At 34.9% G+C, this 10,513-nt stretch carries 15 protein-coding genes; 12 read left to right on the forward strand and 3 right to left on the reverse strand.

Translation table 11 applies throughout. The features are described 5' to 3' along the window. Positions 1-667 precede the first annotated feature (667 nt). From AB1397_04015 to mnmG, 3 genes are read left to right on the forward strand one after another with little or no spacing between them, the layout of a single operon-like run. Positions 668-1,510, forward strand: a complete 843-nt coding sequence (locus AB1397_04015; GenBank protein MEW6482147.1) for a cytochrome c biogenesis protein ResB — start codon at positions 668-670, stop codon at positions 1,508-1,510. Then, positions 1,501-2,223, forward strand: a complete 723-nt coding sequence (ccsA, locus tag AB1397_04020) for a cytochrome c biogenesis protein CcsA (protein MEW6482148.1) — start codon at positions 1,501-1,503, stop codon at positions 2,221-2,223. Before AB1397_04015 ends, ccsA begins: the two co-directional genes overlap by 10 nt. Further along, positions 2,224-3,960 (forward strand): tRNA uridine-5-carboxymethylaminomethyl(34) synthesis enzyme MnmG, encoded by a 1,737-nt coding sequence (gene mnmG, locus AB1397_04025; protein MEW6482149.1) that lies wholly within the window; start codon positions 2,224-2,226, stop codon positions 3,958-3,960. On the opposite strand, the gene AB1397_04030 is transcribed toward mnmG, so the two are convergent. The 3 genes from AB1397_04030 to AB1397_04040 form a co-directional block, all read right to left on the reverse strand. Beyond that, a complete protein-coding gene (locus tag AB1397_04030) occupies positions 3,938-5,557 on the reverse strand; it encodes an NAD+ synthase (protein MEW6482150.1) in 1,620 nt (539 codons plus the stop codon). The two genes, mnmG and AB1397_04030, sit on opposite strands and share 23 nt — an antisense overlap. 282 nt (positions 5,558-5,839) lie before the next feature. Further along, positions 5,840-5,995, reverse strand: a complete 156-nt coding sequence (locus AB1397_04035) for an AbrB/MazE/SpoVT family DNA-binding domain-containing protein (protein ID MEW6482151.1) — start codon at positions 5,993-5,995, stop codon at positions 5,840-5,842. 328 nt (positions 5,996-6,323) lie between these two features. Beyond that, positions 6,324-6,599 carry a hypothetical protein gene (locus tag AB1397_04040; GenBank protein MEW6482152.1) on the reverse strand — a complete coding sequence of 92 codons (276 nt, stop codon included), beginning with the start codon at positions 6,597-6,599 and terminating at the stop codon, positions 6,324-6,326. A gap of 378 nt (positions 6,600-6,977) precedes the next feature. Here AB1397_04040 and AB1397_04045 point away from each other — a divergent pair, with 378 nt between their 5' ends. The 9 genes from AB1397_04045 to AB1397_04085 all read left to right on the forward strand — a co-directional run bounded on the left by AB1397_04045 (position 6,978) and on the right by AB1397_04085 (position 10,397). After that, on the forward strand, positions 6,978-7,193 hold the full coding sequence (locus AB1397_04045) for a hypothetical protein (GenBank protein ID MEW6482153.1): 216 nt from the start codon (positions 6,978-6,980) through the stop codon (positions 7,191-7,193). Between the two features lie 86 nt (positions 7,194-7,279). Further along, positions 7,280-7,603 carry a PIN domain-containing protein gene (locus tag AB1397_04050; protein ID MEW6482154.1) on the forward strand — a complete coding sequence of 108 codons (324 nt, stop codon included), beginning with the start codon at positions 7,280-7,282 and terminating at the stop codon, positions 7,601-7,603. Positions 7,604-7,760: 157 nt separating this feature from the next. Beyond that, positions 7,761-8,159: a hypothetical protein gene (locus AB1397_04055; GenBank protein ID MEW6482155.1), complete on the forward strand. Its 399-nt coding sequence runs from the start codon at positions 7,761-7,763 to the stop codon at positions 8,157-8,159. Between the two features lie 168 nt (positions 8,160-8,327). Then, positions 8,328-8,786 (forward strand): PIN domain-containing protein, encoded by a 459-nt coding sequence (locus AB1397_04060; GenBank protein ID MEW6482156.1) that lies wholly within the window; start codon positions 8,328-8,330, stop codon positions 8,784-8,786. 13 nt (positions 8,787-8,799) lie between these two features. After that, complete coding sequence (locus tag AB1397_04065) at positions 8,800-8,976, forward strand: hypothetical protein (GenBank protein MEW6482157.1); 177 nt, start codon at positions 8,800-8,802, stop codon at positions 8,974-8,976. A 134-nt stretch (positions 8,977-9,110) separates the two neighbouring features. After that, a complete protein-coding gene (locus AB1397_04070) occupies positions 9,111-9,551 on the forward strand; it encodes a PIN domain protein (GenBank protein ID MEW6482158.1) in 441 nt (146 codons plus the stop codon). Further along, entirely contained in the window at positions 9,548-9,748 is a 201-nt protein-coding gene (locus AB1397_04075; GenBank protein ID MEW6482159.1) for a hypothetical protein, read from the forward strand. Before AB1397_04070 ends, AB1397_04075 begins: the two co-directional genes overlap by 4 nt. Positions 9,749-9,874: 126 nt before the next feature. Next, a complete protein-coding gene (locus AB1397_04080) occupies positions 9,875-10,165 on the forward strand; it encodes a nucleotidyltransferase family protein (protein MEW6482160.1) in 291 nt (96 codons plus the stop codon). Then, the gene (locus AB1397_04085; protein ID MEW6482161.1) at positions 10,158-10,397 is read left to right on the forward strand and encodes a HepT-like ribonuclease domain-containing protein; all 240 of its coding nucleotides are present in this window, start codon (positions 10,158-10,160) and stop codon (positions 10,395-10,397) included. Before AB1397_04080 ends, AB1397_04085 begins: the two co-directional genes overlap by 8 nt. The last annotated feature ends 116 nt before the right edge of the window (positions 10,398-10,513 follow it).

Consider the following 10,513-nt stretch of genomic DNA (forward strand, 5'->3'; position numbering starts at 1 on the left):
GTTTATCGGCATTTTATTGGATTAACTTAAATGAAATATTGCGACCCCTCAGTTAATTTGTTTCAAGCAAAACTTTAATATTTTAAGTCTATTTTTTGGATTTACAAAACTTAGCAATATTAAAGTAAAACTTTAATTTTATATTTAAGCTTTTTGTTGCAAAAAGAAGAATAATTTGATATAATTTATAAATGAACAAATGCCAGAATTACCAGAGGTAGAAACCATAAAGAGGAAGTTAGAAAAATTGTATATGTTTAGCTCGGTGAGAATAAAATTGGGAAATAGGCACTTAAGGCACAAAGGCACTTAAGGCGAGAGAGTTTATTTTTACTTGCTTTCTTTGTGCCTTTGCCCCTTTGTGCCTAGGTATATAAGACAGCTAAACAACGGCTATGGTAATTTGGTTAAGAGAGAAGCTAAACACTTACGAAAAATTGTATATGTTTAGCCGTTAGGTTTTGGCTTTTAGCTATTAGTATGTGTTTAGAACCACGAAGAACACGAAGGTGTCTTAAGTGAAAATTTTTAAGTCGCTTCCTCCTCCCCTGCCCTTCTGGTTATTTTCCCTTTCGGTGGCAGCACCTTTACGGATTAGACAATTATACAGAGTCGAGTTTCCATTTAAAATTTGCAATTTGCAATTTAAAATTTACACTATAAGTGGATGAAAATTCTGCTTAAATGGACTCTAATATTGCTTAGCCTCCTTATTATTACGCAAGGAATAGGAAGTTTTAACCTTCCTTATCTTCTTCTGTGTTTAGGTTTCTTGGTTGTAGTAAGCATTATCCTTTGCTTTGTTTTTGGAAGGAAAAGACATTTCACATATTGGTTCTGTCATTGGGGAATTATCATTATTTTGCTGGGAGGAACTTTAACCCATTTTTTTTCTTTCAGGGAAAATATAGAGGTAAATGAGAAAGATGTGATTTCTATACCAAAAACCAATTATTCCTTAAAGCTTTCTTCCTTTAAAATTACCTATTACGAGGATAAAAGCCCAAAAGAATTCCGCTCTGATATTGTTTTATATGAAAAAGAAAAAAGGGTTGCAAATGGCAAGATATTCGTTAATCATCCATTCTCCTTTAAAGGATATAAGTTCTATCAGATGGATTATGGAATTTCCTCTTTTGATCTGGTGATTGGCTTTAAAGAAAACGAATTCTTGGTAAAGAATATAGGCGATGAATTTAGGGTAGGTGATATGAAAATTAAGGTTTTAGATTTCTTGCCCGATTTTGTTATAATAGATGGGATAGCACAAAGCAAATCTTCTAATTTCAACAATCCAGCCATAAAGGTAGAAATATCCAAAGCAAGCAAAAAGGATGTATCATGGGCTTTTTTAAACCTTGAATACCATAAGGATTTTCCCGTTAAGTTTAAGAAAATAATTCCAAAGAGGTATTTCTCTAGCATTGAGATAGTTAAAGACCCAGGAGCAGGTATTGTATTTATTGGATTTTTTGTCCTGGCATTAGGAATAATTTTAAGATGGAGATAATTCTTTTTAAGATAACCTTTGCAATTTACCTTTTATCCGGATGCCTTTTCTTTGCTAGAAAAAGATGGGTTTTTCTTCCTATCCTTGGGTTGGTATTTCATATAACAGGCGTAATTTTATATAGCCTTAAAGCAGGAAGACCTCCCTTTGCAAGCCTTTATGAATCCATCCTTTTCTTTTCTCTCTTGATAATCCTTTTCTTCCTCCTCTTTAAGCTTTGGGAGGCAGGAGGATACATCTTGTTATTTGCCTCTATTTCTCTTTTTTATATTGTTTTTTCTCCCTCCTCGCCACAGCCTTTAATGCCAGCCTTAAGAAGCTTTTGGCTTCCTATCCATGTTGCTTTGTGCTTTCTATCCTATACATTTTTTATCCTATCAGGAGCATTAGGATTGGGTTTTTTAATAAGGAAAGAAGAACCTCTATTTAAAACCATTTTATCTTTTGTAAAATGGGGTTTTATTCTCCTTACCTTGGGAATCATTACAGGTAGCATCTGGGCATACGATGCCTGGGGAAGATATTGGGGGTGGGATCCAAAAGAGGTTTGGGCATTGATTACCTGGCTATACTATAGCCTATTTTTTCATTCAAGGCTTATGGGAGGAGGTAAAAGGCTTTTGTCATATTTGGCTATAATTGGCATATTTGTTATTCTTTTCACATTCTTAGGCGTTGGTTTTTTATTTTCGGGATTGCACTCCTATTTTTAAATGGAATACGACATTATTGTAATTGGTGGAGGTCATTCTGGATTAGAGGCAATCTTTGCCGCCCACAATATGGGATTTTCTTCCCTCCTTATAACCCTTGATAAGAAAAAGATTGGGTTAATGTCCTGTAACCCTGCAATTGGAGGATTGGGAAAAGGGCAATTGGTAAGAGAGATTGATGCCTTAGGTGGTCTTATGGCAAAGAATATTGATGCTACAGGGATACAATTCAGGATGCTAAATACAAAAAAGGGGGCTGCTGTCCGCTCTCTCCGTGCACAGGCAGATAGGGAATTGTATAAGGTATGGTGGCAGGATAGGCTAGTAAAAGCAAATATTCCAGTCTATGAAGGCGAGGTTTCAAGGATTCTTGTTAAAGAAAAAAGGGCAATTGGTGTTGAATTGTCTAACAAAGAGAGACTTTTTGCCAAGAAAATAATTCTTACCACCGGGACATTCCTTTCTGGGCTTTTGCATATTGGGGATTGTTCTTGGGAAGGTGGAAGGATTCAGGAGAGTGCCTGCTATTTTCTTTCAGAAAACCTTAAAAGACTTGGATTTTCTTTGGGGAGGTTAAAAACTGGAACATCGCCCAGGATTCATAAGGAAAGCATTAATTACTCAAAGACAATTGAGCAATTTGGGGATAAAAAACCAACTCCATTTTCATTTTCAACAAAGAAGATAGAAAGACCCAATATTCCCTGCTTTATTACATATACAAATTGCAAAACACATAAGATTATAAAAAACAATCTCCATAGATCCCCATTATATCAAGGAAAAATAAAGGGCATTGGCGTTAGATATTGCCCATCTATTGAGGATAAAATTGTTAAATTTCCAGATAGGAATCAACACCAGGTTTTTATTGAACCAGATGGCCTCAATTCAAATATTATGTATCTAAATGGCCTCTCAACATCCCTTCCCAAGGGTGTGCAAAGCGAAATTTTAGCCTCAATTCCTGGATTAGAGAATGCAGAAATCCTTGAATATGGCTATGCTGTTGAGTATGATTTCGTCTTTCCAACCCAGCTTAAACAAACATTGGAGGCAAAAGGGATTAAGGACATTTACCTTGCAGGACAGATAAATGGAACAACCGGATATGAAGAGGCAGCCTCACAAGGCCTTATCGCAGGAATAAACGCAGGGCTTTCTATAAAAAATGAGCCAGAGCTTGTCCTTGGAAGGGATAGGGCATATATTGGTGTTTTAATAGACGACCTTACGACAAAAGGGACAGAAGAACCTTATAGGATGTTCACATCACGCTGTGAATATAGGCTATTATTAAGACAGGATAATGCAGATATAAGGCTTATGGAGGAAGGTTATAAGATTGGGCTTGTTGGAAAGGAACAATATGAGAGGGTTATGGAGAAGAAAAGGCTTATTGAATGCGGAATGCGGAATGCGGAATGCGGAATTAAAAATAAAGAGCTTCTAAAAGAGGTAGAAGAGCAGATTGAGATAAATAGAAAATATGAGGGGTATATAAAGAGAAGTTTAAAGGAGATTGAGGAATTAAAAAAAAGGGAAGAACTGTTAATTCCAGAGGATTTTGACTACAAGGGGATTAAAAGCCTATCAAAGGAGACAAAGGAAAAGCTTACAAAGATAAAACCAGGCTCTATTGGTCAAGCATCAAGAATACCAGGGATAAGGCCATCCGATATATCCATTATCCTTATTTATCTTAAGAAATACACTAGCCCCTATATTTATTGGTAATCGGCATCCTTCTATCTTTACCAAATGCCTTTGGTGTAATCTTTATCCCTGGAGGAGACTGCCTCCTTTTATACTCGCTTTTATCAATCAAGGATAAGACATAAGATACAATTTTTTTATCAAAACCCAAGGAGGTAATTTCTTGTAGGTCTTTATTCTCTTCAATATAAGCCTTTACAATTGGATCTAATGTTTCATATTCTGGGAGGGTATCAGAATCTTTTTGGTCTGGCTTAAGCTCAGCGGTTGGCTCTTTTTTTAAAACCCTTTCTGGTATAACCAACTCTTTAGAATTTCTATACCCAGCAAGCTTATAAACAAGGGTTTTTGGAATATCCTTTAAACAAGCAAATCCACCTGCCATATCTCCATAAAGGGTGGTATATCCTGTGCTTATCTCTGACTTATTCCCTGTTGCCAAAACAAGCCATCCAAATTTATTAGAAAGGGCCATCAGGATATTTCCCCTAATTCTTGCCTGAAGGTTTTCCTCGGTTATATTCCTCTTATGGCCTTTAAAATAGGGCTTAAGGAAAGAAAGATAGAGATTGAAAATATCAGAAATGGGGATGTTTATTAGCTTTATCTCCAAATTCTCTGCCAATTCCTTTGCATCCTCAAATGATTCTTTTGATGAATATATAGATGGCATAAAAACACCAATAACATTATCCTTTCCTAAAGCGTCCGTTGCCAAAGCAGCAACCAGGGATGAATCAATCCCTCCACTTAAGCCAATCACTACCTTTTTAAAGCCATTTTTTAGACAATAGTCAAAAAGCCCCAATATCAAGGCTTGATAAATCTCAGGGATTGGTTCTAATGGTTCTATTTTTCTTTTTGGAATAGGTGGTTTTTTTTCTTCTCTTTTTCCAATCTCTAAATCCGTAATCAATAAATCCTCCTTGAATTGCCCTGCCCTTTCTATTATTCTCCCTTTATCATCTAAAACCATACTGGCTCCATCAAAGACCAGCTCATCCTGTCCTCCCACAAGGTTTGCATAGGCAATAAAGATAGAGTTTTTCTTTGCCTGGTATGATAAAATTTTTTCTTCCTCCTTTCTCTTTCCATAATGATATGGAGAGGCACTACAATTAAAAATAAGCCTTACATCCGTTAAAGCAACATTTTTTACTAATGCCTTATCCCATATATCCTCACAGATATTTACCGAAAAAATAATGTTTTTAAACCTAAAAATTCTAGGTTTTTCTCCCTCCTTGAAATACCTCTTCTCATCAAATACACTATAATTTAGAAGGCACATTTTGTGATAGGTTCCCCTAATTCTTCTTTGATAAATTATAGAAGCCGCATTGTATAAATTATTCCCTTTTCTATCCACAAAGCCAACAATCGCTACAATGTCAAATACCTCTTTGCTTAATTCATTTAAGAGAGCTAAATTGTCCAAAACAAATTTTGGTTTAAAGAGGAGGTCTTCGGGTGGATAGCCAGTTATTGAAAGCTCAGGGAATGCAATTATATCTACCTTAAATTCTTCTGCCTGCTTGATATATTCCTTTATCTTGCGACAATTTCCAGAGATATCACCCACCGTCGTATTTATTTGAGCAATCCCTATTCTAAGCATTAATCTTATTTTTGGTTTTAATTCATAAAAAATGATATAGCAGTAAGTCCAAAATTATTTACATATTTTTAAGATAGCGTTTAATTTCATCGTGGGTGCCAACAATGACAAATTTTACCACATCCCCTTTTAATCTAAATTGTCAAATGAAGGTTTGCGCTCATATCCCATCTAAACTTCTTCTAAACTTGTCAGAAAATCTTTAGCGTTTAGATAGAGATTACCTGATTGGCTATTTTCTCAAGCTTGTCCCATTCATTTCTGCTAAAATCTTCCCCTTTTTCAATCGTGGCTAATGGTTTTATCAATACCCCATTCTACAAGTTCAAATCCTATTCTCTCTCCTTGCTGCTTGATATGGAGTGCCTTTCTAACCTTAGCGGGTATAGTAATTTGTCCTTTGGAAGATAGGGTAGCGGTTGCCATAGAAACACTCATTTTACTAACCCCCTTTCTTTACTTTTCATAAGTTAAGAATAACAAATTTTTGGCTAAGTGTCAACAAGAAAAGTGGAAAGGTCGCAATCCCTTATTTTGCTTCGCTTACGCTTCCAAGATACTTCGTATTCATCAGGTCTTAGACTCTTATACTTTCTAATAAAAAAACCAATCTATAAGTTATAGTATCTTCCATTACTTAGTGCAAAAATAGTATTTAAGAAATTTTGAATTCTAAATTTTGAATTTTGAATTGAAAAAGGTTAAGTTTTATAAAATTCAAAATTCAACATTCAAAATTCATAATTTTATAAAGTTTTCCTTAAGATTATCTAAACACATACATTTTGTAAAGCGTTATGGAATTAACTATAATGTCAAATCCTATTGATTTTATGAGATTCTCTTTAACTTTCAAAAAGTCTTGGTCTGAAAGTTTTCCTATTTTATGAAGAACCATATCCTCTTTTATTGTCCTAATAATCCCGCAAACTAATGATGGTTGGATTAACTTCGCTCTTTTCCAGTCTTCTATCTTCGTATCACCCAATAATACCCTTAGAAAAAGAAGAGGTAAAATAATTGATATCCAATCGTAGGGCATTGTCTGCCTGTCTGACTTGCCAATCTGAAATACTTCTTTCTGATTTTAGGTGATTTAAAAACCTTTCAATCCGTAGAGCAAAGTTAATCTCTTCATTTTTATTAGAAAAGGCAAGGAACTTACTTACCCAGTAAGCATAGAAAGATATGTTTTTTCAGGAAGTTGTATTTTTCATCTCTAACCCTCAATCTGACAAAATTTCAACAATAGACGAACTTCGTCTATTATTAACAATGATTTTACGAAAGTCAAAAGATTTTTTCTTGACAACAATATTAACAAGGTGTAAAATTTTTATCATAAGACAAATCTTTTAGTAACTAAAAAAGAATTTCGTCTATTAAATGTTAGGCTTCTGAAGAAGAGGAGGTAAAATCTTTGAAGAAGGTTTATAAAGGTATAGTTGAGGGCAATGTTATTCGTCTTGAGAAACAGGTAGAACTTCCTGTTGGAACACAAATCCTTGTTATGTTAAAAACACTTTACAAGGACGAACAAGAAGAAATAAAAGACAGGCAGATGAAACTCCTTGACAAAGGATTTTATCTTGGGGAAAAATTATACTCAAGACGGGAGGATCTATATGCCAGATAAGCTCATTGATACAAACATTCTTGTATACGCTTACGATACCTCTGAGGGGACAAAACATGAGGTGTCAAAGGATCTTTTGAACACGTTTGGGAAGAGGTGGAGGAATTGTTTGTTTGCAAAACCTGATGGAATTCTTTGTTGTCATCACCAAAAAAGTCGAAAATTCTATTGATGTTACAGGAGCAAAAACTATTGTGGAAGACATTCTTAAATCAGATAATTGGAGAGTTATCGACAGGGATGAAGACACATTTTTAAGTGCTATTAATCTTGTTTTTAAACACAAGATTCACTTATGGGATGCTCTCATTGGAGCTTGCATGAAGGAGAATGGAATTGCTGAAATTGTGACGGAAAACAAGGAAGATTTTGAGAAGATTCCAGATATAAAGGTTATCGTTCCCTTTTGAGTTAATCGTGGCAAAAAGGAGGTGAAACTTCTCTTAAACTTTGATGTCAAACTCTTTTATATAGATAACAAAGCCTAACAAATCGCTTCCCCTGACCACGGCTATCGCTCGGGCAGCTTAAGCTCAATCGTTAGGCTACATTAGAGGAGGTAAAAAGATGGGCAGAATCTATGACTCTGTGGAGGTAAATGGCAAGCAATTGAATACATTATTTGACTCTGGTGCTATAAGGAGCTATATTATAAGAAGATCAGTAGAAGAGATAGGTCTAAAGGTCGAAATGCTAAAGGATGCATTTGAGGTAGGGCTTAGTGGTAGGACACGAAAGATAAAGGAGTGTTGTGTTATTCAGGGAAATATAAAAGACCACCCTTTTAATCTTATTTCTTGGGTTGTTGAGGAGCTTGGGCAAGATGAAAAGGGTAGAGAGATAGAATTGTTATTTGGAGCTACTGATATGCAGGTCTGGAATATCCATATCGATTTAGAGAAAGAGAGACTTGACCTTTCAAGATTTAGAAAAGAATTCATTGAGTATAAAGAGAATTCCTCTTAAAATAACAGTGTTAATCAATGGCAAAGAAGGAGGTGTGGTTTTTAAATGTTGCCGAACACTGCTTAATATAAATAAACAAATAATAGCCTAACTATTCGCTGCAGCCGACCTCGCTTACGCTTAAGCAGCTTAAGCTCTATCGTTAGGTGGACAATAAAAAATGGTAAGATGAGAAGAAAGATCAAAGTATATTTAGATACTTCAGTAATCTCGGCATATTTTGATGAAAGAAACCCCGAAAGGAAATCTCTAACTGAGCTCTTCTTTAAGAAGATAGAAATGTTTGAGTCCTATGTATCTGAGGTGGTTTTGGCTGAAATTGACGACACCAGAGATGTAAGATTAAGAGATAAACTTAGGGAGGAAGCAGTTTCTTTAAAGATTCTGCCAATTGATGAAGAAAGTAGAGCCTTAGCTGATGAATATGTAAAGCATAAAGCTGTTCCTTCCGATTATTCAGAGGATGCGCTTCATATTGCTATTTCTACAATAAATGAGATTGATTATCTTTTGAGTTGGAACTTTGACCATATTGTTAAGGTTAAGACCCGAAGGATAGTAAACATGGTAAATGCATCTTGTGGTTATCCAGATTTGGAAATAATAACATCTGCAGAACTCTTGTAAGGAGGAGGGCCGCATGAAAGAACAAGATAAGCTCTGGGAAAAGGTTAGTAAAGATTTCCCTTATGATCCTGCTCTAAAAGAAGTGCATTATGCAAGACTGAAGATTCATGAGCAGACCAAAGGAATGACATCAAAGGAATTTGTGAATTACATTAAGCTAAAAGCAAAGAACGTCCTTGAGCAGAAGTAAACACCAAAGGTTAAAGATTACAGGATGAAAGCCATTTGTCTAACCAATCGCTGAAGCTGACGGCCGATAAATCCGCCGCAGCTTAGCTCAATCGTTAGGCAGTCAATAATTAAAGGAAGGATAATAAATATCATATGAGAATTTACATGGATAACTGCTGTTTTAATCGCCCTTTTGATGATCAATCTAACATTCGTATCAGACTTGAGACCGAGGCCAAGCTATACATTCAAGAGAAAATAATCAGCAAAGAAATTGAGTTGGTATGGTCTTATATCATTGATTATGAGAATCGGTTTAATCCTTTTGAGGAAAGAAGAAATGCAATTGATAAGTGGAAGCATCACGCAATAATTGATATTGTGGAAACAAATGATATCATTAATAATGCTGGATCAATCCAGAGCCTTGGCACAAAAAGTAAAGATGCTCTTCATGTTGCTTGTGCTATCGAAGCCAAATGTGATTATTTTCTTTCAACGGATAATTCTTTACTCAAAAAACTTTCTGATTTTGATAAGATTAAAACATTGAATCTATTATCCTTTCTGACTGTTTTGGAGGTAAGCCAATGAAAACGGATACTGAAATCAAACTTGATGGCATCAAGACACTTATGGATGCTTTGGGGAAATTGGAAGCAGAAAGATTCATAGCACTAATAAAGCGTGAGCCATTTGATTACACGCAATGGCAAAAAGATATGTGGTCTGAAAGAACTATAAAAGAAATCAGTAACGCAGCAATGGAATATCGTAATGAAGTAAAATAGGAACAGCAACCATAAATGCCTAACCCATCGCTGAAGCTGACCGCCGGGCAAAGCCCGCCGTCAGCTTAGCTCAGTCGTTAGTTCAATAAAATTCAAAGATTAAGATTTTAAAAAGCAAGGTTAAAAATGAAGATAGAAGAAAAACTTAAAAGATTAAAAGAAATAAAAGCAGATATTCAAAAGAGTTACTTTATAAAACAAATTGGAGTATTTGGTTCATACATTAGAAGGGAAGAAGAGTCTGAGAGTGATTTAGATATTTTGGTTGAATTCTACAAACCAATAGATATTTTTAAATTTATGGAATTAGAAAGATTCCTCTCTCAAGAATTAAATATTAAAGTAGACCTGGTAAGTAAAAAGGCTTTGAAACCTTTTATAGGAAGAGAGATTTTAAAGGAAGTAGTGTATGTCTAAGAGAGATTTTAGAGATTCTTTGATAGATATTTGGAAAGAAATAGAACACATAGAGAGATTTTCAGCATCTCTTGATTATGAAGGGTTGATGGAGGATGAGAAGTCTCTGTATGCAATTGTAAGGTGTTTTGAAATTATTGGAGAGGCAGTAAAGAATATTCCAGAAGAGGTTAAAGAAAAATATTGCCAAATTCCATGGAAAGATATGGCAGGAATGAGAGATAAATTATAGTTAATTCCATAACGCTTTACAAAATGTATGTGTTTAGATAATCTTAAGGAAAACTTTATAAAATTATGAATTTTGAATGTTGAATTTTGAATTAAAAGGGAAAAAATTTTATAAAA

It is taken from the genome of bacterium (assembly GCA_040756715.1).
In the GTDB taxonomy this organism is placed as follows: Bacteria; UBA9089; UBA9088; order UBA9088; family UBA9088; genus JBFLYE01.